This is a genomic window from Herbiconiux gentiana (assembly GCF_024978135.1).
In the GTDB taxonomy this organism is placed as follows: domain Bacteria; phylum Actinomycetota; class Actinomycetes; order Actinomycetales; family Microbacteriaceae; genus Herbiconiux; species Herbiconiux gentiana.
In genome coordinates this window covers 297,555-320,582 of the sequence record NZ_JANTEZ010000004.1, presented here as the reverse complement: position 1 = coordinate 320,582, position 23,028 = coordinate 297,555, and the positions used below count along the sequence as shown (strand labels likewise).

General features: G+C 71.9%; 20 protein-coding genes and 1 pseudogene. 12 read left to right on the top strand and 9 right to left on the bottom strand.

Annotation, left to right across the window (positions count from 1 at the left end; genetic code table 11):
• Window positions 1-2: 2 nt before the first annotated feature.
• On the bottom strand, window positions 3-1,187 hold the full coding sequence (gene efeO / locus NVV95_RS11920; protein ID WP_259486757.1) for an iron uptake system protein EfeO: 1,185 nt from the start codon (window positions 1,185-1,187) through the stop codon (window positions 3-5).
• Window positions 1,188-1,240: 53 nt separating this feature from the next.
• Entirely contained in the window at window positions 1,241-2,101 is an 861-nt protein-coding gene (gene efeU, locus NVV95_RS11915) for an iron uptake transporter permease EfeU (protein WP_259486756.1), read from the bottom strand.
• Between the two features lie 198 nt (window positions 2,102-2,299).
• Here efeU and NVV95_RS11910 point away from each other — a divergent pair, with 198 nt between their 5' ends.
• The 7 genes from NVV95_RS11910 (at window position 2,300) to NVV95_RS11880 (ending at window position 11,291) form a co-directional block, all read left to right on the top strand.
• Window positions 2,300-4,984: a helix-turn-helix transcriptional regulator gene (locus tag NVV95_RS11910; RefSeq protein ID WP_259486755.1), complete on the top strand. Its 2,685-nt coding sequence runs from the start codon at window positions 2,300-2,302 to the stop codon at window positions 4,982-4,984.
• A 68-nt stretch (window positions 4,985-5,052) separates the two neighbouring features.
• Window positions 5,053-6,723 carry a helicase HerA-like domain-containing protein gene (locus tag NVV95_RS11905; RefSeq protein WP_259486754.1) on the top strand — a complete coding sequence of 557 codons (1,671 nt, stop codon included), beginning with the start codon at window positions 5,053-5,055 and terminating at the stop codon, window positions 6,721-6,723.
• A gap of 114 nt (window positions 6,724-6,837) precedes the next feature.
• Entirely contained in the window at window positions 6,838-7,362 is a 525-nt protein-coding gene (locus NVV95_RS11900; RefSeq protein WP_259486753.1) for a DUF6113 family protein, read from the top strand.
• Between the two features lie 22 nt (window positions 7,363-7,384).
• Window positions 7,385-7,705: a ferredoxin gene (gene fdxA / locus NVV95_RS11895; protein ID WP_173181419.1), complete on the top strand. Its 321-nt coding sequence runs from the start codon at window positions 7,385-7,387 to the stop codon at window positions 7,703-7,705.
• Window positions 7,706-7,718: 13 nt separating this feature from the next.
• Window positions 7,719-8,831, top strand: coding sequence for a succinyldiaminopimelate transaminase (gene dapC / locus NVV95_RS11890; RefSeq protein ID WP_259486752.1), 1,113 nt, complete (start codon window positions 7,719-7,721; stop codon window positions 8,829-8,831).
• Between the two features lie 73 nt (window positions 8,832-8,904).
• Window positions 8,905-10,209, top strand: coding sequence for a citrate synthase (locus tag NVV95_RS11885; protein WP_375163829.1), 1,305 nt, complete (start codon window positions 8,905-8,907; stop codon window positions 10,207-10,209).
• A 140-nt stretch (window positions 10,210-10,349) separates the two neighbouring features.
• Complete coding sequence (locus tag NVV95_RS11880; RefSeq protein WP_259486750.1) at window positions 10,350-11,291, top strand: DUF559 domain-containing protein; 942 nt, start codon at window positions 10,350-10,352, stop codon at window positions 11,289-11,291.
• Window positions 11,292-11,357: 66 nt separating this feature from the next.
• Here the strand turns inward: NVV95_RS11880 and dapD are convergent, their stop codons facing one another.
• Window positions 11,358-12,311, bottom strand: coding sequence for a 2,3,4,5-tetrahydropyridine-2,6-dicarboxylate N-succinyltransferase (dapD, locus tag NVV95_RS11875; protein WP_259486749.1), 954 nt, complete (start codon window positions 12,309-12,311; stop codon window positions 11,358-11,360).
• A 39-nt stretch (window positions 12,312-12,350) separates the two neighbouring features.
• Here dapD and dapE point away from each other — a divergent pair, with 39 nt between their 5' ends.
• The 3 genes from dapE to NVV95_RS11860 all read left to right on the top strand — a co-directional run bounded on the left by dapE (window position 12,351) and on the right by NVV95_RS11860 (window position 15,113).
• Window positions 12,351-13,451 (top strand): succinyl-diaminopimelate desuccinylase, encoded by a 1,101-nt coding sequence (gene dapE / locus NVV95_RS11870; protein WP_259486748.1) that lies wholly within the window; start codon window positions 12,351-12,353, stop codon window positions 13,449-13,451.
• A complete protein-coding gene (locus tag NVV95_RS11865; RefSeq protein WP_259486747.1) occupies window positions 13,430-14,806 on the top strand; it encodes a mannosyltransferase family protein in 1,377 nt (458 codons plus the stop codon). The genes dapE and NVV95_RS11865 overlap by 22 nt, the downstream gene beginning before the upstream one ends.
• A 133-nt stretch (window positions 14,807-14,939) precedes the next feature.
• Window positions 14,940-15,113, top strand: a complete 174-nt coding sequence (locus NVV95_RS11860; protein ID WP_084361480.1) for a DUF3117 domain-containing protein — start codon at window positions 14,940-14,942, stop codon at window positions 15,111-15,113.
• Between the two features lie 149 nt (window positions 15,114-15,262).
• On the opposite strand, the gene NVV95_RS11855 is transcribed toward NVV95_RS11860, so the two are convergent.
• A complete protein-coding gene (locus NVV95_RS11855) occupies window positions 15,263-15,892 on the bottom strand; it encodes an O-methyltransferase (RefSeq protein ID WP_259486746.1) in 630 nt (209 codons plus the stop codon).
• A gap of 137 nt (window positions 15,893-16,029) precedes the next feature.
• On the opposite strand from NVV95_RS11855, the pseudogene NVV95_RS11850 reads away from it, so the two are divergent.
• Window positions 16,030-16,287: pseudogene (locus NVV95_RS11850) on the top strand (twin-arginine translocase TatA/TatE family subunit); the annotation flags it as partial.
• Window positions 16,288-16,612: 325 nt separating this feature from the next.
• Here NVV95_RS11850 and NVV95_RS11845 read toward each other — a convergent pair.
• From NVV95_RS11845 to NVV95_RS11830, 4 genes are read right to left on the bottom strand one after another with little or no spacing between them, the layout of a single operon-like run.
• The gene (locus NVV95_RS11845; RefSeq protein WP_259486745.1) at window positions 16,613-17,641 is read right to left on the bottom strand and encodes a hypothetical protein; all 1,029 of its coding nucleotides are present in this window, start codon (window positions 17,639-17,641) and stop codon (window positions 16,613-16,615) included.
• Entirely contained in the window at window positions 17,638-18,906 is a 1,269-nt protein-coding gene (locus NVV95_RS11840) for a P-loop NTPase (RefSeq protein WP_259486744.1), read from the bottom strand. The genes NVV95_RS11845 and NVV95_RS11840 overlap by 4 nt, the downstream gene beginning before the upstream one ends.
• Complete coding sequence (locus tag NVV95_RS11835; protein ID WP_259486743.1) at window positions 18,903-19,493, bottom strand: DUF1003 domain-containing protein; 591 nt, start codon at window positions 19,491-19,493, stop codon at window positions 18,903-18,905. Before NVV95_RS11835 ends, NVV95_RS11840 begins: the two co-directional genes overlap by 4 nt.
• Window positions 19,480-20,817, bottom strand: a complete 1,338-nt coding sequence (locus NVV95_RS11830; protein WP_259486742.1) for a magnesium transporter MgtE N-terminal domain-containing protein — start codon at window positions 20,815-20,817, stop codon at window positions 19,480-19,482. The genes NVV95_RS11835 and NVV95_RS11830 overlap by 14 nt, the downstream gene beginning before the upstream one ends.
• A gap of 129 nt (window positions 20,818-20,946) precedes the next feature.
• On the opposite strand from NVV95_RS11830, the gene NVV95_RS11825 reads away from it, so the two are divergent.
• Window positions 20,947-21,435, top strand: coding sequence for a YflT domain-containing protein (locus NVV95_RS11825; protein ID WP_259486741.1), 489 nt, complete (start codon window positions 20,947-20,949; stop codon window positions 21,433-21,435).
• 105 nt (window positions 21,436-21,540) lie between these two features.
• On the opposite strand, the gene NVV95_RS11820 is transcribed toward NVV95_RS11825, so the two are convergent.
• The gene (locus NVV95_RS11820; RefSeq protein WP_259486740.1) at window positions 21,541-23,019 is read right to left on the bottom strand and encodes an aminopeptidase P family protein; all 1,479 of its coding nucleotides are present in this window, start codon (window positions 23,017-23,019) and stop codon (window positions 21,541-21,543) included.
• Window positions 23,020-23,028: the final 9 nt, after the last annotated feature.

Sequence of the window (23,028 nt, the reverse complement as noted above, 5' to 3'; positions counted from 1 at the left end):
GGTCAGCCCACCAGCGTCGCCGTGAGGCGGCTGAGCGGCTCGCTCAGCGCGCTCACGCCGTCGGCGAGCTGCTTGACCTGGTCGGTCGTCAGCTCGTCGTAGTACACGAAGCCGGTGTCGAGGCTGCCGTACTCGGCGAGGGTCTTCTCCAGAGAGGCGAAGCGCTCGTCGATGGTCGTCACGAGCTCCGGGTCCTTGGCCTCGACGATGTCGCGAACGCCCTCGTAGGCCACGCGGGCGCCCTCGAGGTTGGCCTGGAAGTCCCAGAGGTCGGTGTGCGACCAGATCTCCTCCTCGCCGGTGATCTTGCCGCTCGCGACCTCCTCGAGCAGGCCGATGGCGCCGTTCGAGATGGCGTCGATCGAGACGGTGTAGTCGTCGGCGTTCACGGCCTCGTAGAGCGACTGCGTGTCGGCCTTGAGCTTGTCGGCGTAGTAGCTGCGCTCGTCGGAGGTGAGCGGCACGTAGGCGGTGCCGCCGTTCTCCTCGGCGGTCGGCGGGAAGAGGTCCTTCTCGATCCGGTGCCAGCCGGTCCACTCGTCGGCCTCGGCCACGTCGGCCTCGCGGAAGTCGATCATCGGGTCGAGGTCTCCGAACGACTCCGCGACGGGCTCGATGCGCTCGTAGTTCGCGCGGGTGGTGGCGTAGAGGCCCCGGGCGGTCTCGTCGTCGCCCGCGAGGTAGGCCTCGAGGAAGGTGTCGGTGCCGGTCACCAGCTGGCCGACCTGGTCCTTGATGTAGGCCACGTAGTTGGTGGCCGCCTGGTCGACCTGCTCCTGCTGGTCGCCGGCGAGCTGCACCTTGTCGCCCGAGACGGTGAAGGCGGCGCGGCCGATGCCCTCGCCCACCATGCCGGGCTTGCAGACGGTGAAGTAGTCGCCGGGCTGCGCCTGCACGACGAGGTCGCGGGAGATGCCGGGGCCGACGTTCTCGACCTCGCCGACGATGCGCAGGCCGTCGTCGGCCAGCAGGTAGAACTCGGTCACCTGGTCGCCGGAGTTCGTGACCGAGAAGGTCAGGGTGCCGCTCGAGGCCGTCGTGGTGCTCACCCGGCAGTCGTCGGAACTGGAGTCGACGGTGATCGTGCCCGCCGCATCCGTCGCCGCGGAGCTGTTGGGCACGCAGCCCGAGAGCGCGAGCAGGGTGACGGCGGCGCCGGCGGCGGCGAGGAGGGGAGTGGTCTTCACAGGGTGGCTCCTTGGAGGGTGGCGCGGGTGGGCGCGCGGGGTCGGGGCGGGGTTCAGGATGCGCGGGCGACGACCGGCGCGGACGGGACGGCCGTGGCCGCCTTCCGCTGCCGGCCGCGGCGCACCGCGCGGAGGAACAGGAACATGGTCGGAACGAAGTAGGCGAGCCACGCGGCGAGCTCCAGCCACGTGGTCGCGGGGGAGAAGTTGACGGTGCCCTTGAGGAAGGTGCCGAGCCAGCTGTCGGGCGGGATGACCCCGCTGACGTCGAAGGCGAGGCTGTTCAGCCCGGGCAGGATGCCGGCCTCCTGCAGGTCGTGCACGCCGTACGACAGCACGCCGGCGGCGACCACGATCAGCGCGGCGCCCGACCAGGCGAAGAACGCCGACAGGTTGATGCGCACGAGGCCCTTCGAGATGAGCCAGCCGAGCACGACGGCCGTCAGGATGCCCAGCAGGGCACCGACCAGCGGCAGCGTCGTCTCTCCGGTAGCCTGCGCCGCGGCCCAGATGAACAGCGCGGTCTCGATGCCCTCGCGCCCGACGGCGAGGAAGGCCACCAGCACGAGGCCCCAGCCGGCGCCGATCAGCGCCTTGTCGACGTCGGACTGCAGAGCGCCCTTGAGGTTCTGGGAGGTGCGGAGCATCCAGAACACCATCCAGGTGACGAAGCCGGTGGCGATGATCGAGAGCGAGCCGCCGATGGCCTCCTGCGCCTCGAAGCTCAGGCCGTAGGCGCCGAAGGTGAGCACGGCGCCGAGCGTGAGGGCGACCAGCACGGCGAGGCCGATGCCGAGCCAGAGCCGCGCGAGCACGTCGCGGCGGCGGATCTTCGTCACGTAGGCGATGAGGATGCTGACGACCAGCGCGGCCTCGAGGCCCTCGCGCAGGCCGATCAGATAGTTCGCGAGCACGGGCACCTGACTTCGGGGGAACGGGTGTGGGGGAGGCAGTGCGCTGGGAGGTGTGGACTGCCTTAGTTGGGTAAGCCTAGCCTTACCAAGGGCGAGCGTAGCCCCGCCGGAGCCGCTTTGTCCACTCGTCGGGTGCGAAGGGGGGACGCGCGGTGCGCTTCTCCTGCCTCTTCTCCTGGCGGCGGGAACGTGCTATCCATGAGCCCTGATGAGAACGCGTCGGGTGGGTTGATGGGGGACGGGACGGCGTCAGGGGCGGGGCGCGGCACGGCCCTGGTCGACGCGCGCCGCGAACTGCTGGCCGGGCGGGGCGTGCTCGTCGTCGGCGAGCGGGGCGCCGGGCGATCGCACTTCGTCGACAGCCTGCTCGACTCGCTCGATCCCCCCACGCGCCGTCTGGTCTGGACGGGAGAGGTCGAGCAGCTCGACGGCGATCGCGTCACTCGCCTGGAGAACGGACTCCGGGACGCATCGCTGCTCCCGGTGCTCACCGCCTCGACCGGTTCCCGCCACGACCCCGGCATCGATCGGCTGCTGCAAGCGGGCCTCATGACGCGGGTCGATCTGGAGCCGATGACTCCGTCGGCCCTGCTCCGGGCGGTCGAGAACTTCCTCGGCGGCCGGCTCGACTCCGAGGCGGCCCCGGCCTTCGTGCCCGCGCGCCCCGGGGGCGATCTGGTCGTGCTCCAGGGGGCGGTGCGGGCGGCGCGCGCCAGGAGGGTGCTGCAGGAGGTCGACGGCCTCTGGTCGTTGACCGCGCCGCTGCAGCCCGACGAGGAGGTGCGGCAGCTGCTGCTGAGCCGTCTGGACCTGCCGGAGGGGCCGACGCTGCCGGCCGCCGAGACCGTGCTCGACCTCGTCGCCCTGGCACCGGGCATCAGCCTCGACCGTCTCGAGCGACTCGTCGGCGTCCTGGTCGCCGACGTCGGCCTCGCCCTCACGGGCCTCTCTCCTTCCGGCTTCTCGCTTTCCGGGCTCCTCGAGCTGCTCGAACGACGGGGCACCCTCGAGGTGGTGGAGGCGGGAGGGGCGGTGCGCCTGCGGGTTCACGACCCGGTGATCGAGCTCCAGCTCACCCAGACGATCTCCATCCTGCGTCGACGCAGGTTCGCGGATGCTCTCGTCGACGTCCTCGGCGATGCCGGTGCCGAGCTCGCCGGGGGTGAACTGCTCGCGCTCGCCCTGCACGGTCGGGCGCGCGGCCGTCAGGTCGCGACGACGACCCTCCTGCAGGCCGCTCGGGTCGCGCTGCAGGCGTACCGGCCCGACCTGGCGCGACAGCTCGCCGCCGACGCGCGCGCGGGCGGCGGCGGATTCGAGGCGGACCTGATCTCCGCGACCGCTGACGCGCAGCTGGGGCTCGCCGGACAGGCCCTCGAGCTGATCGAGGCGGTCGACGAGTCGCAGCTCGACCCGGCCCAGCAGGAGCTGCGCGCACGGCTCCGCGACCGCCTGCGCGAGAGGGTCGACGACCCGCACGCGCGATGGGCCGCTCCCCGGCCACCCGCCGACGCCGTCTCGTCGCTAGCGGCACCGCGCTGGGACTCGATCACCCGCTTCACCCGGTACCCGGCCGTGCGGGACCCCGACGCCAGCCGGGTGCTCGACCCGACCGTGCTGATCGAGGGCGAGGCGCTGACGACCACCGCCTCGGTGCTCGCGATGAGAGGCGATCTCACGGCGGCGGGACGGGCACTGGAGCAGGCGGAGGCGATCCTCGCGCCGATCGGCGCCGACCTGTTCGTCGTGCAGTGGACGGAGATCTTCGTGCGCGCCTACGACGAACCGCTCGAGACGAGCATCGACGCAGCCGTGCGGTTGCGGAACGGCGGCGGCGTCGTGGTCTCGGGTCTCCAGCAGGGGCGGAGCAGCTATCTGCTGGGTGCCCTGCGACTGATGGGCGGGCGGGCCGGGGAGGCCGTGTCGGATCTGCGGACCGCTCTGCTCGAGTACCAGCGGCACGGGCTCGAGTCGGTCGCCGTGCACGCGCGGCCCGTGCTGGCCGCCGCGCTCGCCCTCGGCGGACTGCCGGACGAGGCCGAGGAGATCCTGGCACCCGCGCTGACGGCCGACAGCGACCCCTACCTGAACGGCCAGCTGCAGGAGGCGCGGGGCTGGCTGAGCGCGGTCGCCGGCGATCGACCGGGGGCGGTGGCCTCGTTCACCGCGGCGGCCGCGTCCCATCGCGCCGACGGTTTCGACCTGGAGGCCCTGGTCTGCCTCGTGCACGCGGCGCGCGCCGGGGGAGCCCGGGCGGTGCTCCCCGACGTCGACGCCCTCGCCGGGGGAGTGGAAGGCCGGTGCGCGGCCGTCTTCGTGCGCTACGCCCGGGCTCTCGCCCGCTTCGAAGCCCTGATCGAGCCCGACGCATCCGAGGCCGGCGACGCATCCGACGCATCCGACGCGGGTGGCGAGCCGGGCGAGGGCGCCGCCGGAGCGGCGGCCGACCGGGCCTGCGCGGAGGAACTCGACACGATCGCGGAGGAGGCGGCCGCACTCGGCTTCCACAACCTCGCGGCGGAGGCGGCGTCGAGGGCGGTCTGGCTGCACGCGACCTCCGGCTCCGAGCGTGCGGCGGCCGCCTCGGCGCGCCGAGCGGCGACCCACCTCGATGTCACCGGCCAGGGCGGCCGCCTCTTCCTGCTCGGCGGGGACCGCCCGCCGCTGTCACGGCGCGAACGGGAGATCGCGGCGCTCGCCGCCTCGGGTGCCTCCAACCGGAAGATCGCCGAGCGCCTGGTCCTGTCGGTCCGCACGATCGAGACCCATCTGCTCAGGGTCTACCGCAAGCTGGGCATCCGCACCCGGGCCGAGCTGCCCGACGCCCTCGGGGTCTCCGAACTCCCGGGGGTCTCGGTGCTGTCGAGCGACCTCGGCTCCTGAGCCTGGTCGAGAGATCGCCGGCTCCCCTCGACGTCGGCGGCGTACCCGGGTGAGCCTAAGCTGGCGCCATGACGGATGACGAGGTTCGCACGGTGGCCGGCCCGCTCGACGAGGCCGCGGTGGACGCTGTGCGGGCGGGCTACGAGTTCGACGGTCCGGCGCTCGAGATCGGAGCGCTCGTCAACGGGGAGGCGCTGCCCGGGGTGCCGGTGCGCATCCCTCTCGCCATGACCAACCGGCACGGCCTCGTCGCGGGGGCGACCGGAACGGGCAAGACCCGCACGCTGCAGGTGCTCGCCGAACAGCTCGCCGCGGCGGGCGTGCCGGTGTTCGCCGCCGACATGAAGGGCGACCTGACGGGGGTCGCGACGCCCGGGGCGTCGAGCGAGAAGCTGCTCGCCCGCACCCGCGGCATCGGGCAGGACTGGACGCCGCGCGCCGCGACCGTCGAGTATTTCAGCCTCGGCGGGCTGGGCTCGGGCGTGCCCGTGCGGGCCACGCTCACCGCCTTCGGGCCGCTGCTGCTGAGCAAGGTGCTGGGCCTCAACGACACGCAGGAGTCGAGCCTCGGACTCGTCTTCCACTACGCCGAGCAGGCCGGGCTGCCGCTGGTCGACCTGAGCGACCTGCGGGCCGTGCTCACCCACCTCACGAGCGACGAGGGGCGCCGGGAGCTCAAGGAGATGGGCGGGCTGTCGACGCAGACGGTCGGGGTCATCCTGCGGGAGCTGATCGCTTTCTCGGCCCAGGGCGCCGACGCGTTCTTCGGGGAGCCGGAGATCGACACCTCGCTGTTCCTGCGCACCGCCGCCGACGGCTCCGGCGTGATCAGCCTGCTCGAGCTGCCGCGGGTGGCCGACAAGCCGGCCCTGTTCTCGACCTTCCTGATGTGGCTGCTCGCCGATCTCTACAACGACCTGCCCGAGGTGGGCGACCTCGACAAGCCCAAACTGGTGTTCTTCTTCGACGAGGCGCACCTGCTGTTCGCCGACGCCTCGAAGGACTTCACGGCGGCCATCGTGCAGACGGTGCGGCTGATCCGCTCGAAGGGGGTGGGCATCTTTTTCGTCACCCAGACGCCGAAGGACGTACCGGGCGACGTGCTCGCCCAGCTCGGTTCGCGCGTGCAGCACGCCCTGCGCGCCTACACGCCGAACGACGCCAAGGCGCTGCGTGCGACCGTGTCGACGTACCCGAAGTCGGGATACGACCTCGAGGAGGTGCTGCAAGCGCTCGGCATCGGCGAGGCCGTGGTGACGGTGATGAACGAGAACGGCGCCCCGACGCCGGTGGCCTGGACCCGGGTGCGGGCCCCTCAGGGGTCGATGTCGCCGACACCCGCGGCCGAGGTGGACGCGGCGGTGGCCGCGTCACCGCTGCTCGCGCAGTACGGCACCCCGATCGACCGGGAGTCGGCGCGGGAGATTCTCGCCGCCAAGCTGAACGCGGCGCTCGCCGCGGAGCAGGCGGCCTCGGCCGCCGCGGCCCGGGCGGAGTCGGAACGGGAGGCCGCCGAGGAGTACGCCCGCCAGCGGAAGGAGATGGACGCGCAGCTCGAGCGCGACCGCCGCGCCGAGGAACGCGGTCGCGCGCGTCGGGAGCCCGCACCGCGGAGCCGCCCCCGCAGCACCACGTCCGACGGCGACATCCTGACGGAGGTGCTGAAGTCCCGCACGACGCAGACGATCCTGAAGGGCGTGCTGGAGGGGGTCTTCGGCACCCGGCGGCGTCGCCGCTGAGAGGTTCCAGTCGCCGCTGAGAGGTTCCAGTCGCCGCTGAGAGGTTCCGGGGGAGATGCGGGCGAGCGGGCCTCCCGGCGAGCCGGTGTCAGTGCCCGCGCCTAGACTGATCGCGTGCTCCCCGACCAGCCCGCGTACACCCCGGCGTGCGGCTCCGCCGCTCCGGTCCACGCCCCTGCCGCCCCGGGCGACGAGCTCGGCACGAGCCGCGGGTCGCGCATCCTGGGCTACATCGCCGCGCTGCTGCTCGGAGCCCTGTTCGGCGCCATCGGCACCGTCGTGCACCAGATCGACGTCAGCGTCTTCGGGCTGTTCGACCTGCCCGTCGGGCTGATCCTCGCGCTCGTCGCGATCGGCCTGCTGCTGACCGGGCTGCGGCTCATCGCGCCCAGCCGCCTCGCGGCCATGCTCGCCGCGGCGGCGCTGATCGGCGTCGTGGCGCTGCTGACGCTCGAGAGCCCCGGCGGCTCGGTGCTGGTGCCGGCCGGCACCGTGGGGCTGGTGTGGCTGTTCGGCTCCACCCTCATCGCGGTCGTCGTGATCGCCTGGCCCCGGCTCGCCGCGCGACGCCGGCCGGTCGCGACCGGGGGCCCCGTGCATCCGGATGCCCGCCCCGACGCCGTAGACTCGACCTGGTAACACCGAAGGAGCCTGAACGCCTGTGACCTATGTCATCGCCTTGCCGTGCGTCGATGTGAAAGACCGCGCGTGTATCGACGAATGCCCCGTCGACTGCATCTACGAGGGTGAACGCTCCCTCTACATCCACCCCGACGAGTGCGTCGACTGCGGCGCCTGCGAGCCCGTCTGCCCCGTCGAGGCGATCTACTACGAAGACGACCTGCCCGAAGAGTGGGCCGACTACTACAAGGCCAACGTCGAGTTCTTCGACGAGATCGGTTCGCCGGGCGGCGCCGCCAAGGTCGGCGTGATCAAGAAGGATCACCCCGTCATCGCGGTCCTCCCTCCGCAAGCACACTGAGGGCATCGGTCTGATGGCACTGGGTGCGCTGCCCGACTACCCGTGGGACGAGATGGCGCCCTATGCCGCTCGGGCACGGGCCCATCCCGACGGCATCGTCGACCTCTCGATCGGCTCCCCGGTCGACCCGACTCCGCCCCTCGTGGCCGACGCCCTGAAAGCGGCGACGGATGCGCATTCCTACCCCCAGACGGCCGGCACCCCCGCGCTGCGGAGCGCCATCGCCTCGTGGTTCGAGCGACGCCGGGGTGTGCCCGGCCTGGGCGACGACAGCGTGCTGCCCACCATCGGCTCGAAGGAGTTCGTGGCGTGGCTGCCGTTCATGCTGGGGCTCGGCGAGGGGGATGTGGTCGCGCATCCGCTCGCTGCGTACCCCACCTACGAGATGGGGGCCCGGCTGGCCGGGGCGACCCCGCTCGCGGCCGACGACCCCTCGTCATGGCCGGCGGAGACGAAGCTCGTCTGGCTCAACAGCCCGGGAAACCCCGACGGCCGGGTGCTCGACGTGCCGGCCCTGCAGGCGGCCGTCTCGCGGGCTCGTTCCCTGGGCGCCGTGATCGTCGGTGACGAGTGCTACGCCGAGCTCGGGTGGGACGGGCGCTGGGCGAGTGAGCCGGTGCCGTCGATCCTCGACCCGCGGGTGACCGGGGGAGACCTCACGGGAGTGCTCGGGGCGTACTCGCTGAGCAAGCAGTCGAACCTCGCGGGCTACCGAGCCGCGTTCGTGGCGGGCGACCCGGCGCTGATCGCGCGGCTCGTGACGGTGCGGAAGCACGCGGGCATGATCCCGCCGGCGCCGGTGCAGGCCGCGATGGAGGTCGCGCTCGGCGACGACGCCCACGTGGCGGCGCAGAAGGCGCTGTACGCCGCGCGCCGGGCCGTGCTGCGGCCGGCAATCGAGGCCGCCGGGCTGCGCATCGACGAGAGCGTCGCCGGGCTCTACCTCTGGGCCACCGAGGGGCGCGACGCCTGGTCGACGATCTCCGACCTCGCGTCGCTCGGTATCCTCGCCGGGCCGGGGCACTTCTACGGGGCGCATTTCCCCGAGCATGTGCGCTTCTCACTGACCGCCACCGACGAGCGCATCGACGCCGCCGCGTCGCGTTTGCGTTCGCGCGGACATTAGGCTGTAGGCGGGTCAACGCGGTCACGGTCTACAGATGCAGCCTGCGTCCCGCCACAGAAACCACTCAGGCAGGATCACTCAAGGAGGCTCCGTGACGGACGACGCGCAGAAGGCCACGCTCACCTATCCCGGTGGAACGGCCGAGTTCCCGATCCTGAAGAGCGTCGACGGGGCATCCTCGCTCGACATCTCGACCTTCACCAAGCAGACCGGCCTGACGACCGTCGACTACGGTTTCGTGAACACCGCCGCCACCAAGTCGGCGATCACCTACATCGACGGCGACCAGGGCATCCTGCGCTACCGCGGCTACCCGATCGAGCAGGTCGCGACGTCGCTGACCTACCTCGAGACCGCCTGGCTGCTCATCTACGGCGAGCTGCCCTCGGCGTCGGAGCTGTCGGAGTTCGACGAGCGCATCCGTCGTCACACCCTGCTGCACGAAGACCTCAAGCGCTTCTTCGACGCGCTGCCGCACAACGCCCACCCCATGTCGGTGCTCTCGTCGGGCGTCTCGGCGCTGTCGACGTACTACCAGGACTCGCTGAACCCCCACAAGCCGGAGGACGTCGAGATCTCGACCATCCGCCTGCTGGCGAAGCTGCCGGTGATGGCGGCCTACGCGCACAAGAAGAGCCTCGGGCAGGCGTTCCTCTACCCCGACAACTCGCTGTCCTTCGTCGACAACTTCCTGCGGCTGAACTTCGGCACCATGGCGGAGCCGTACGAGGTGAACCCGGTGCTGTCGAAGGCGCTCGAGCGTCTGCTCATCCTCCACGAAGACCACGAGCAGAACGCGTCGACCTCGACCGTGCGGCTCGTCGGTTCGACCGAGGCGAACATGTTCGCGTCGATCTCGGCCGGCATCAACGCGCTCTTCGGGCCGCTGCACGGCGGGGCGAACGAGGCGGTGCTGACGATGCTCCGCGAGATCCAGGAGTCGGGCGAGGGCGTCGCGAAGTTCGTGGAGCGGGTGAAGAACAAGGAGGCCGGCGTGCGCCTCATGGGCTTCGGTCACCGCGTCTACAAGAACTACGACCCGCGCGCGAAGCTCGTCAAGGAGAGCGCCGACGAGGTGCTCACCGCCCTCGGTGTGCAGGACCCGCTGCTCGACATCGCGAAGGAGCTGGAGCAGGTCGCCCTGTCGGACGACTACTTCATCTCGCGGCGGCTCTACCCCAACGTCGACTTCTACACGGGCGTCATCTACAAGGCGATGGGCTTCCCGACGCGCATGTTCACGGTGCTCTTCGCGATCGGCCGGCTCCCGGGCTGGATCGCGCACTGGCGCGAGATGGCCACCGACCCGCAGACCAAGATCGGCCGCCCCCAGCAGCTCTACCTGGGCGCCCCGGCCCGCGACCTCCCCCCGCGCTGACCCCGCCCGTCCTTCCGCTCTGATCGAGCCGTCGGAAAACGCCCTCTCACCCCTTCGAGAGGGCGTTTTTTGACGGCTCGGGTATCCACAGATCGTGACGCGCGCCCCTGGCGGAGGCGGTGGTCTGGCACCGTGGGCGGATGGTCAGGCACGTGCCGCTTCCCGCCGAGCTGAGCGAGCGCGCCTTCGGGGTGGGTGACGGTGCCGCCGCGGGGCTGAGCGAGAAGCGGATGCGCGGCTCCGACCTGGAGCGCCCGTACCACGGTGTCCGCCGGCGGCCCGTCTCGCGTCCGAGTGTGCTGCAGCGCTGTCGCTCCTACGCGGTCCGTATGCCCGAGGGGCAGGTGTTCAGCCACACGACGGCCGCGCTGCTCTGGGGGCTTCCGCTTCCGCCGGCGCACGCGACGGATGCCCGCCTGCACGTCACCGCCTCGGGAGGCGGTTCGCGCCCCCGTACCGCAGGCATCGTGGGGCACGAGGGCGATGGGGTCGGCACGAGCATCCGGAGCATCGACGAGCTCAGAGTGGTGGACCCGATGACCGCGTGGGTGCAGCTCGCAGTGATGCTGCCGCTCGACGACCTCGTGGCGGCGGCGGATCATCTCGTGCTGACACCGCGGCGGCAAGCAGTCGCTCAGACCCGACCGTTCTGCTCGCGTGACGAGCTGGCCGAGCGGCTCGAGCTCCACTGCGGACGGGGGAAGGCGTCCGCCGTTCGCGCGCTGGCCTTGGTGCGCGACGGGGCGGAGTCGCCCCGCGAGACCCACCTCCGCCTGGCGCTCGTGCGCCACGGACTGCCCGAGCCGGAGCTCAACGTCTCGATCGAGGATGCTCGAGGCCTCCGCATCGGGTACGGGGACCTCGTCTACCCCGAGTGGAAGGTGCTCGTCGAGTACGACGGCGAGCAGCACCGCAGCGACTCGCGCCAGTACTATCGCGATGTCGAACGGCTTGAAGCTCTGCACCGCGCGGGGTGGCACGTCGTCCGGGCGACGAAGGAGACGCCGCGCATCGGCCTCCGCTCGGCGCCGGTGCGCGCCGAGCACGCCCTCCGTTCGCGCTCGTGGCGCCCGGCCTCGTGAATCGACCCGTCGAAAATCGCCCTCTCCGGGCGCTGAAAGGGCGATTTGTGACGGCTCGATCCAGGGTCAGGCGTGGAGGGTGGGGTTGAGGGTTACGCCCGAGCCCGTGCGGGGGGTCGCCTCGACGGCGCCCGTGAGGGAGTTGCGGCGGAAGAGGAGGTTCGGGACACCAGAAAGCGCCACCGCCTTCACGATGCGGTTCTCGTCGTCGCCGTCGATGAGCACGACCTTGGTGCCGGCCGTGACGTAGAGTCCGGCCTCGACGACCGAGTCGTCGCCGATCGAGATGCCGATGCCGGCGTTCGCGCCGAGGAGGGCGCGCCGTCCGATCGCGACGCGCTGGGTGCCCCCGCCCGAGAGGGTGCCCATGATCGAGGCGCCGCCGCCGATGTCCGAGCCGTCGCCCACGACGACGCCCTGCGAGATGCGGCCCTCCACCATCGAGGTGCCGACGGTTCCGGCGTTGAAGTTTACGAAGCCCTCGTGCATCACGGTGGTGCCCGGTGCGAGGTGCGCGCCGAGTCGCACCCGCGAGGCGTCGGCGATGCGCACCTTGGGCGGGGTGACGTAGTCGAGCATCCGCGGGAACTTGTCGACGCCGTAGGCCTGGATGCCCGCGCGCTGCAGGGCAGGCCGCAGCCGGTCGAAGGCCTCCGGATGCACGGGGCCGGCGTTCGTCCACACCACGATCGGCAGGTGCGCGAAGATGCCGTCGAGGTTGATCGTGTTCGGCGCGACGAGCAGGTGCGAGAGCAGGTGCAGGCGGAGGTAGGCGTCGGGGGTGGAGCGGGGCGGCGCGTCGAGTTCGATCACCTCGGCGACCAGCTCGACCGAGACGTCGCGGCGAGCATCCGGAACCGCGTGCGCGAGGAGCTCGGCGGGCGCGTGCAGCGTGGCCGCGTCGGGCGGCGAGCCGAGCGCGGGCGACGGGTACCACGTGTCGAGCACGGTGCCGTCGGAGGCGATGGTGGCGAGTCCGTGGCCCCAGGCGTGGGTGGGGTTCAGTACTTCTTCAGGCATGACTCAAGCGTATGGGGCGCGGAACCCTAAACTTGGACAATGCCTCGTTTCGACCCCGCGCATCCGGTCTTCGACCTCACCGACTCATCGACCGTGCTGACGCAGCAGATCTGCGACGTCGAGTCGGTGTCGGGAGACGAGACGCTGCTCGCCGACGCGATCGTCGCGTCGCTCGCCGGGGCGGAGCACCTCGAGATCATCCGCGACGGCGACACGATCGTGGCGCGCACGAACCTCGGCCGCGAGCAGCGGGTCGTGATCGCCGGGCACATCGACACGGTGCCGCTGAACGACAACCTGCCGACGCGCTACGAGACGGTCGACGGCGAGGAGTACCTGTGGGGGCGCGGCACGGTCGACATGAAGGCCGGTGTCGCGGTGCAGCTGAAGCTCGCGGCCGAGCTGACCGACCCCGTCGTCGACATCACGTGGATGTGGTACGACCACGAGGAGGTCTCGAACGAGCTGAACGGGCTGACGCGGCTCGCGGCGAACCGTCCCGAGCTGTTCGCGGGCGACTTCGCCATCCTGGGGGAGCCGTCGAACTCGCAGATCGAGGGCGGGTGCAACGGCAACCTGCGGGCGGAGATCCGCGCGTACGGGCTGCGGGCGCACTCGGCGCGCAGCTGGGTGGGCGACAACGCGATCCACAAGGCGGCCGACATCCTCGCGATCCTCGACTCGTACGAGGCGCCGCAGGTCGAGGTCGACGGGCTGGTGTACCGCGAAGGGCTGAACGCGGTGGGCATCTCGGGCGGGGTGGCGGGCAACGTCATCCCCGACGAGGTGATGGTGCACGTGAACTACCGCTTCGCGCCGTCGCGCAGCGGCGAGGAGGCCGTCGCGCACATCCGCTCGCTGTTCGAGGGGTACGACGTGACGATCGTCGACCTGGCGGTGGGGGCCCGGCCGGGGCTGGATGCTCCGCTCGCGCAGCGCTTCCAGGCCGCCGTGGGGGGCGAGGCGAAGCCCAAGTACGGGTGGACAGACGTGGCCCGGTTCTCGGCGATGGGGGTGCCGGCGGTGAACTACGGGCCCGGAGACCCGATGAAGGCGCACGCCGACGACGAGCGGGTGCGGGTGTCGCAGATCGAGGAGTGCGAGGCGGGGCTGCGGGCGTGGCTGACCGGGCGCGGGTGAGCTCGGGCTCGGGTGCTGAGGCGGCCGCGGCGGCGGGCGCCGAGCCGGGCGGGGGCGCGGGTGCGGAGGCGGGCGCTGGCGTCGGCGCCGAGCCGGGCGAGGGCGCGGGTGCGGGCGGCCCCGCGGCGGGCGGTGCCGTGACGGAGGCCGAGGCGGGTCGCGGCGGACGCGCATCCGTCGCCCGTGCCTGGCGCGCGACACCGTGGTGGGCCCGGGTGCTCGGCGTCTTCGTGCTCTCGCGCGTCGTCACCACGATCATCGTGCTGCTCTTCGCCCGGGCCCAGGGCCCCAACCCCTGGACGGGCGCGAACCCGCCCTACCTCAGCTACGCCGCCATCTGGGACGGCAACTGGTACAAGATCATCTCGTTCTACGGCTACCCCTCGGTGCTGCCCGTCACCGCCGACGGCCACGTGGGCGAGAGCGCCTGGGCGTTCATGCCGGGCTACCCGTTCCTCGTCTCGGGGCTGCGGGCACTGACCGGCACCACCTGGGAGCTCGTCGCCGTCACCGTCTCGGTGCTCTGTGCCGCGGCCACCGTGCTCGTCTTCTACCGGTTGATGAACCGCGTGCTCCAGGATGCCCGGACCGCCCTCTTCGCCGTCGTGCTGTTCTGCGTGGCGCCGCTGTCGCCGCTGCTGCAGTTCGCCTACGCCGAGTCGATGGGGCTGCTGCTGCTCGTCGGCGCGCTCTACCTCGTGGTCACCCGGCGGTACGGCTGGGTGTTCCCGATCGTGGCCGTGATGGCGCTGACCCGGCCCTCGGGGCTCGCGTTCGCGCTGTTCCTCGTGCTGCACGTGGGGTACCGGTTCCTCACCCGCGGTCGCGACCCGTTCCCGCTCCGTGAGCGGGTGACGGCATCCGCTCTGGCTGTATTCAGCGGCGTGATGGGGCTGGCCTGGCTCGGGATCGCGGCGATCGCGACCGGCTCGCCGACCGCCTACACCGACACCGAGCTCGCCTGGCGGGCCGCCTACATCGGCTACGGCGAGCTCGTGCCCTTCACCGCATGGTTCGAGAGCGGCGTCTGGTGGCTGGGCGCACCGTGGGGGCCGATCGTCGTGGTGCTGCTGATCGTGGGGTTCGCGGTGTTCCTGTTCCTGCCGCCGGTGAAGCGGCTCGGGGTCGATCTGCGGTTCTGGCTGGCGAGCTACGCCCTCTACCTGCTCGCGGTGTTCTTCCCGCAGTCGAGCACGTTCCGGCTGCTGATGCCGCTGTTCCCGGCGCTCGGGGCGCTCGCGCTGCCGAAGTCGCCGGTGTACCGGGTGCTGATCGTGCTGGTCGCGATCGCGGGGCAGGTGGGGTGGATGGCGATCGGCTGGGGGGTCGACGGGCGGGACTGGACGCCGCCGTGATCGGCGGGGCGTCACCGGGCGCCCGGTGACGGGCGCGGTCGGGCCCGTCGTCCGGGTGGCCAATCGGGCCGCTGGTTCCGAGCACGCGTCACTATCGGAGATAATGGAGACAACACCAGGAAAGGGGAGCCGAATGGCCGCCATGAAACCGAGGACCGGAGACGGGCCTATGGAGGCAGTGAAAGAAGGACGCCTCATCATCGTGCGAGTGCCGCTGGAGGGCGGGGGTCGCCTGGTCGTCTCCGTCAACGACGCGGAGGCGAAAGAGCTTCACGACGCACTCGCAGGAGTGGTCAGCCCCGCCTAGCAGGCAGGCTCGCGACGACCTCGGCGCATCGATCCTCGGATCGGGCGCCGGGGTCGTCGGCAGTTAAGGGGTCGGGCCGTGCCGGTGTGCCGGGCCGGCGCGTGGCGGCCCTGCCCGTGGCGGTGGGCCGGCGCGCGGGGCGCTGGGGCCTACTCGACGACCTTGGTGACCTGCAGCAGCCCGTCGCCCGCGGGCGACAGCGCCACCAGCACGGCCTCCGACGCCGACAGCTCGGCGATCAGCGTGCGGAAGTCGCCCACGGTCTCACCACGCTGCGCCGGGTCGGCGACCTTGTCCTTCCAGAGCGCGTGCGGCACGAGCACGGTGCCGCCCTGACGCACGAGCCGCAGCCCGTGCTCGACGTACTCGATCACCGATGCAGCATCCGCGTCGACGAGCACCACGTCGTACGAGCTCTCGTTCAGGCGGGGCAGCACATCGCCCGCCTTCCCGGTGATCAGACGGATGCGGTTGGCCGGCACCTTCGCGTCGAGCAGCGCGGCCCGGGCCACCTGCTGGTGCTCGAGCTCGGTGTCGATCGAGGTGATGGTGGCGTCGGGGGCTCCGCGGAGCATCCACAGGGCGGACACGCCGAGCCCCGTGCCGATCTCGACGATCGACTTCGCGCGGGCCGCCGCGGTGATCACCGCCAGCTGGCTGCCGATCGCCGGGGAGACGGATTCGACCCCCACCTCGGCCGCGTGCGTGCGCGCGGCGACGATCTGCGTCGTCTCGACGACGATGTCGTCGGCGAACTTCCAGCTGGATTCTTTAGTCACTGATGGCCTCCGGGTTCAGCTTAGGCAGTGGGCGCGCGGGCACCGGGGTGCCACGCGGCAGGCGGCCGGGGCGGGATCTCGGGTCCCCACAGCGGATGCCCGGCAGCGGTGTCACCGCGCGCGGCTATGATTCAAGAATGTTCGGGCTGACCTTCGAGAAGCTGCTCCTGATCGGGATCATCGCGGTGTTCCTGCTCGGCCCCGAACGCCTGCCCGGGTACACGGCGAAGCTGGCTCAGTTCGTGCGCACGGTGCGCGACATGGCGAACGGTGCGAAGAGCCGGATGCGCGACGAGATGGGCCCCGAGTTCGACGACGTCGACTGGAAGAAGCTCGACCCGCGGCAGTACGACCCGCGGCGCATCATCCGCGAGGCGCTGCTCGACGACGGGCCCGCTGACGGCGCGGCGGCCGGAGCGGCGGGGTCGGCGGTGCGGCCACCGAGTCGGCCGCGGCCGGAGCCGGCGTATCTGCAGCACAAGGCGAAGTCGGCCGGGGGGCCGGTGCCGGTCGTGGAGCCGGGGTCGGCGGGTGCCGGGGCGGCCGGGGACGGTGCGGCTGGCGTCGGGGCTGCGGGGGTTGGCGCTGCCGCGGTCGGTGGTGCCGATTCGTCTGCCGACACGGGCGTGACCGGGGCAGTGGACGGCTCCGAGGCGACGCCGCGTCCTGTCGCGACCGCCTACGACTCCGAGGCCACCTGACGCCGAGCCGAGTCGGCTCTCAGCCGGTGGCCACCGCGAACCCGCAGGTGCTCGCGAGGTAGTCGTAGATTGCCAGGCGGAGGGTGTCGCTCGACGGGATCGAGACGGTGCCGGCCGGTCCGCCGGGGATCTCGAGTGTGACGGGCACGAAGGTGCCGCGCTTGTCCTCGGCGATGGCGTGCGGGTCGCAGCGCGCCGGGACGGCGTCGAGCGTGACGGTGACCGGGGCGTCTCCGGGGGTGACCTCGAGATCGATCGGCCAGTCGGTGCCGTCCGCGGGCCGCAGCAGGATGGTGGACGCCGCGTGGTCGAGCCGGAGGGTGATCGGTCCGGCACCGGTGGGGGAGAGCGGCGCGGTGCGACTGGAGGCGCCGGTGTCGGTCGTCGTGGCCATCGGCCGGGGGTCGACGATCAGCTGCAGGTGCGCCACCGAGTCGGATCCCGCGCCGGTGACCTCGAGGGTGTCAGCGAGGCGGAGGTCGGCGACCGTCGCGACGGCATCGTCGAGGCAGTCCTCTCCGGCGATGCGGGGGAGCACCGCGAAGGGGTCGGCGGGGCTGCCGGCCACCTCGCGCGAGGCTCCTGCGGCGTCGGTCACCGTGACCGTCAGTGTGGGGGTGGTGGACGGTGCCGGGCAGACCGCCTCGGGCAGCAGCACGGGGAGGAACCGGGTGAGTCCCACCGGGATCTCGGTGCCCTTCGCGGCGGCGACCGGGGCCGTGAACTGCGGTGAGCTGAACTGCGCGGCGGTGACGGTGACGGGAGAGGCGCTCTCGTTGGTGATCGAGAGCTGCAGGCGTCGGGCGCCGTAGTCGGGGCGGTTCTGCACGATCGCGAGGCCGAGACCGTCGACGACGACGGGCGCCACCGTGGGGGGCGTGGTGCCGTTGGCGGTGGTGCCGGTGGGGGCGACGGATGCCCCGGCCGGGGTGGTGGCGGAGGAGGACGCGGCGGGTCCCGCGGCGGGGGTGGCCGGGTTCGAGCATCCGGAGACCGCGACCAGCAGCAGCGCGGTCAGCGCGGCGGTGGTGGCGGCCCGGGTGCTCATGCCGGTGCGAGCCCGAGCTTGCGGCCCGCGAGACCGCGGCCGCGGCGGGCGATGCGGTCGGCGACCGACGCGATGGCGACGGCGGCCGGATCGCCGGGCCGCGCCAGCACGACGGGCGCCCCCGTGTCGCCGCCGGAGCGGAGGGCGACGCTGATCGGTACGGATGCGAGGAGCGGCACGGCCCCGTCGTCGCCGGCTGCCGGGCTGGTGGCGGATGCTGCGCCGGCAGCACCGGCGCCCGAGGTAGTCGCGGATACCCGCTGGGAAGCAGCGGACGTCGACGCCTGCTGGCGGGCCGAGAGCCGGCGCGCCACCTCCGCGCCGCCGCCCGAGCCGAAGAGGTCGACGATCGTGCCGTCGGGCGCCGCGTAGCCCGCCATGTTCTCGATGACCCCGTAGACGTGCTGCCCCGTCTGCATCGCCACGAGGCCGGAGCGCTCGGCCACGTCGGCCGCCGCGGGCTGCGGGGTCGTCAGCACGATGACCTCGGCGTTCGGCAGCAGCTGGCCGATCGAGATGGCCACGTCGCCGGTGCCGGGCGGCAGGTCGAGCAGCAGCACGTCGAGGTCGCCGAAGTACACGTCGGTGAGGAACTGCGTGATCGTGCGGTGCAGCATCGGACCGCGCCACGCGACGGCGCCGCCGGTGGCCGAGCTCTGCTCGGGGTCGATGAACATGCCGATCGAGATGACCTTCACCCCGTGCGCGACCGGCGGCAGGATCATGTCGTCCACCCGCGTCGGGCGCGCGGCCACACCGTTCTCGTCGACGAGGCCCAGGATGCCCGGGATCGAGAACCCGTAGACGTCGGCGTCGACCAGTCCGACCGCGAGCCCGCGCGCGGCCAACGCGACGGCGAGGTTCGCGGTGAGCGTCGACTTGCCGACGCCGCCCTTGCCGCTCGTGACCGCGTAGACGCGGGTCAGTGAACCCGGGCCGAAGGGCATGGTGCGCGGGCCGCCGGGGCCACGGAGCTTCTCGGTGAGGGCCCGTCGCTCGTCCTTCGTCATCACCGAGACCGCCACGTCGACCGCCGAGACGCCGGGCACGCCGGCGGCGGCCTGCCGCACGTCACGCTCGATCGTGGAGGCGGCCGGGCATCCGACGATCGTGAGTTTCAGATCGACCGAGGCGAGGCCGGCCGCGTCGACCTGCACCCCGCCGACCATGTCGAGCTCGGTGATGGGCTTGCGGATCTCTGGATCGATGACGCGGCCGAGGGCCGTACGCACGGCGCCGGCGAGCGCGGTGTCACGGTCGCTCACGGGTTCACGACCGGCAGCGAACCGGTCGGGGTGCCGCGGCTCGAACGGATGCGGGCCGAGCCGGCGGGAGGCGCATCCGGCACGTCGTCGTGGCCCCGGTCGAGCTCGTCGAGCAGCGAACGGAGCTCGGCGCGGATGAACTCCTTGCTCGCCATGTCCTGCATCGCGAGCCGCAGCGCCACGACCTCGCGGGCGAGGTACTCGGTGTCGGCGAGGTTGCGCTCGGCGCGCTGGCGGTCCTGCTCGAACTGCACGCGGTCGCGGTCGTCCTGCCGGTTCTGCGCGAGCAGGATGAGCGGGGCGGCGTAGGAGGCCTGCAGCGACAGGATGAGCGTGAGCGCCGTGAAGCCGATGGCCGCCGAGTCGAAGCGCAGGTTCTCGGGCCCGATCGAGTTGAACCCGATCCAGACCACGCAGAACAGGGTGAGCCCGATCAGGAAGAACGGGGTGCCCATGGCGCGGGCGATTGCCTCGGTGGCACGGCCGAAGCGATCACGCGAGGTCACCGGTCGGCGGGGGATGACGCTGGTGCGGCGGCCCTTGGGGGCGTCGAGCGGGTTCTGGGTCTTGCTGTTACGACCGGCCATTCGAGGTCCTCCTTCCGCGGGTGGTCAAGCGCGGGGCGATCGCCTGCGCTCGCGAGAGTGTGCGATCCGGCACCCGGGGGGTGTCGGGGTCGCTGTCGTTACTTCGCCAGTCGTCGGGCAAGAGATAGTCGAGGACGTCGTCAATGGTCACCACCCCGACCAGGCGGTGGTTGTCGTCGACAACCGGGACGGAGACCAGGTTGTAGCTGGCCAGGATGCGCGACACGACGGCTGCGCTGGTGTCGGCCGTGACGGGCTCGAGGCCCTGGTCGAGGATGGTGCCGAGTCGCTCGTGCGGTGGGTACCGCAGCATGCGCTGGAAGTGCACGACCCCGAGGAACCGCCCGGTCGGCGGCTCGTACGGCGGAAGGGTGACGCAGATGGCCGCTCCGAGGGCGGGCGCGAGCTCGTGGCGGCGGATGAGCGCGAGACCCTCGGCCACCGTGGCGTCGGCGCTGACGATGATGGGCTCGGTGGTCATCAGGCCACCGGCGGTGTCGGGGGCGTAGGCGAGCAGCATGCGCACGTCGTCGGCCTCCTCGGGCTGCATGAGCTCGAGGAGGTGCTCGCCGCGCTCCTCGGAAAGCTGGGCGATGAGGTCGGCGGCGTCGTCGGGCTGCATCTGGTCGAGCACGTCGGCGGCGCGGTCGTCGTCGAGCTGCGCGAGGATCTCGACCTGTTCGCTCTCGGGCATCTCCTCCAGCACGTCGGCGAGCCGGTCGTCGGGCAGTTCCTCGGCGACCTCGAGCATGCGGGCCTGCGGCAGGTCGAGCAGGGTGCTCGCGAGGTCGGCGGGCTTCAGCTCGCTGTAGGTGGCGATCAGCTGCTCGGCCGACTGCGCCTGGCCGCGGGCGGTCTGCTCGCGCACGTCGTTCCAGCTCGCGTAGACGGTGGCGCCCTTGGCGAAGATGCTGGCGCTCGTCTTGGGGCGGCGCACGAAGAGTTGCACGATCGCCCACTCGCCGGGGCCGTGCTCCTCGATCGCGACGTCTTCCACCGTGGCCTGGCCCGAGCCGTCGGCGAACACGACGGTGCGGCCGAGCATCTCGGCGATCACGCGCACCTCGCCGCCGCGCTGCTCGAAGCGGCGCACGTTGATGAGACCGGTGGTGATGATCTGGCCGCTCGAGATGCTCGTTACCCGGCCGATCGAGACGAAGACGTGCCGGCGGCCGGGGATCTCGACGATCAGCCCGACGACCCGCGGCGGATCGCTCTTGCGGTACACCACCAGCACGTCCCGCACCTTGCCGAGGCGGTCGCCGGCGGGGTCGAAGACGGTGCACCCCACCAACCGGGCGACGAAGACTCTGGTGGCACTCACGACTACTAACTTAGACCCCCGGCATGCACGTCAGCCGGGCGGCACTCGGGGGTGGCGGGGCGACGGATGCGCGGACCGGCGCCCGGCATCACTCGGTTCGCACTGAGGCGCCCGTGGGATGATCGGGGGGTGAGCGACCGATCCTCTTCCACCCGCCGCGGGCTGCCCCGCTTCCCGTCCATCCCGCGTGGCGAGGTGGTCGCCACCTTCGACAGCTACGACGACGCCCAGAAGGCGGTCGACACGCTGTCGAAGGCGGAGTTCCCGGTGAAGGAGGTGTCGATCATCGGCAACGACCTCGTCAGCGTCGAACGCGTCACCGGAACGCTCAGCTACGGCCGGGCCGCCGGTGCGGGCGCCCTCTCGGGCCTGTGGATCGGGCTGTTCTTCGGCCTGCTGCTGACGCTGCTGTCGCCGAACGCCTCCACGCTGCTGTTCATCGGGGCCGCCGCGCTGATCGGCGCCGGCTTCGGCATGTTCTTCAACATCGCCGTCTACAGCCTGAACCGCCGTCGGCGTGACTTCACCTCGGTGATGCAGGTGGTGGCCACCTCGTACTCGGTGCTCACGAGCGCCGACCTGGCGAACCGCGCCCGCAACCTGCTCGGCCTGGAGTAGCTCGCCCCGGGCCGGGCGGGTGGCGGGGGCCCGCCTCAGGCGGCCGGGGCGACAGGTCGCGGGGGCCCGCTTCAGGCGGTCGGGCCGGCTGGTGGCGGGGCCGCCTCAGGCGGTCGGGTTCTGGCGCGCGTACCAAGCCTCGACCTCGTCGGCCGTGCGGGGAAGGCCGATCGAGAGGTTCTCGGCGCCGTCGGCCGTGACGAGGATGTCGTCTTCGATGCGCACCCCGATGCCGCGGAACTCCTCGGGCACCGTCAGGTCGTCGGGCTGGAAATACAGGCCCGGCTCGATCGTGAACACCATGCCCGGCTCGAGCACGCCGTCGAGGTACATCTCGCGGCGGGCCTTCGCGCAGTCGTGCACGTCGATGCCCAGGTGGTGGCTCGTGCCGTGCACCATGTAGCGGCGGTGCTGCTGGTTGTCGGCCTCAAGCGCCTCCTCGGCGCTGACCGGCAGCAGCCCCCACTCGGCGGTGCGCCGGGCGATCACGGCCATGGCCGTCTGGTGGATCTCACGGAACCGGATGCCCGGCCGCACGATCGCGAAGGCCGCATCGGCGGCCTCGCGCACCGCCTCGTAGACCGTGCGCTGCACCTCGGTGAACCGGCCGTCGACCGGGATCGTGCGCGTGATGTCGGCCGTGTAGTAGCTGTCGAGCTCCACGCCGGCGTCGAGCAGGATCAGGTCGCCCGGCCGCACGGGGCCGTCGTTCCTCGTCCAGTGCAGGATGCAGGCGTGCGGGCCCGAGGCGGCGATCGTGTCGTAGCCCACCGTGTTGCCGTCGAGGCGTGCGCGGGTGTTGAACACGCCCTCCACGAGGCGCTCGCCGCGCTCGTGCTGCGAGCTGCGCGGGAAGTCGGCGATGACGTCGTCGAAGCCCCGGGCGGTGGCGGCGATGGCGAGTCGCATCTGCTCGATCTCGTACTCGTCCTTCACCAGGCGCATCTCGGAGAGGAAGCGGTGGAAGTCGGCGTCGGCCTCCTCGCCCGCACCCGCCGGGAGCTGGGGGGCGGCCTCGCGCACGGCGAGCGTGTCGTCGTCGAACAGCACGTCCTCGAAGCCGGCGATGCCCGCGGTGGTCAGCCCGAGATCGCTCGCGACCTGGGCGAGCGACGGGCGCGGCCCGATCCAGAACTCGCCGATCTCGGGGTTGGCGTAGAACTCGTCGGAGTCGCGGCCCGCGCGCTCACGGAAGTAGAGGGTGACGTCGTGACCCGCATCCGTCGGCTCGAAGACCAGGAAGGAGCCCGGCTCGCTGTCGGAGCCCCAGCCGGTGAGGTAGGAGAAGGCGGAGTGCGCCCGGTAGGGGTAGTCGGTGTCGTTCGAGCGCTGCTTCGCCGCACCCGAGGCCACCACGAGCCGCTTGCCGGTGTAGGCCTCGGACAGGCGTCGGCGCCGCTCGGCCGCGAACGGCGCCTGCTCGCGCGCCGTCGGCAGCTCCTCCTCGCGATCGGCCCACTGGCTGCCGATGTAGTCGCGGAACGTGTCGGACGCGGGGGTCGTCGACCGGTTGCTCGTGGCGCGCGGCTTCGGGGCCTCGGTGACGGAGTGGTCGGCCGTGGTGGGTGCGGTGGTGTCTGCCATTCCTCCATT

Excerpts from the sequence above, each read along its gene's own strand:
- NVV95_RS11910 (WP_259486755.1), top strand. The coding sequence starts at position 2,300 with ATGAGCCCTGATGAGAACGCGTCGGGTGGGTTGATGGGGGACGGGACG.
- NVV95_RS11905 (WP_259486754.1), top strand. The coding sequence starts at position 5,053 with ATGACGGATGACGAGGTTCGCACGGTGGCCGGCCCGCTCGACGAGGCC.
- dapC (WP_259486752.1), top strand. The coding sequence starts at position 7,719 with ATGGCACTGGGTGCGCTGCCCGACTACCCGTGGGACGAGATGGCGCCC.
- NVV95_RS11880 (WP_259486750.1), top strand. The coding sequence starts at position 10,350 with ATGGTCAGGCACGTGCCGCTTCCCGCCGAGCTGAGCGAGCGCGCCTTC.
- dapD (WP_259486749.1), bottom strand. The coding sequence starts at position 12,311 with ATGCCTGAAGAAGTACTGAACCCCACCCACGCCTGGGGCCACGGACTC.
- dapE (WP_259486748.1), top strand. The coding sequence starts at position 12,351 with ATGCCTCGTTTCGACCCCGCGCATCCGGTCTTCGACCTCACCGACTCA.
- NVV95_RS11860 (WP_084361480.1), top strand. The coding sequence starts at position 14,940 with ATGGCCGCCATGAAACCGAGGACCGGAGACGGGCCTATGGAGGCAGTG.
- NVV95_RS11845 (WP_259486745.1), bottom strand. The coding sequence starts at position 17,641 with ATGAGCACCCGGGCCGCCACCACCGCCGCGCTGACCGCGCTGCTGCTG.
- NVV95_RS11835 (WP_259486743.1), bottom strand. The coding sequence starts at position 19,493 with ATGGCCGGTCGTAACAGCAAGACCCAGAACCCGCTCGACGCCCCCAAG.
- NVV95_RS11820 (WP_259486740.1), bottom strand. The coding sequence starts at position 23,019 with ATGGCAGACACCACCGCACCCACCACGGCCGACCACTCCGTCACCGAG.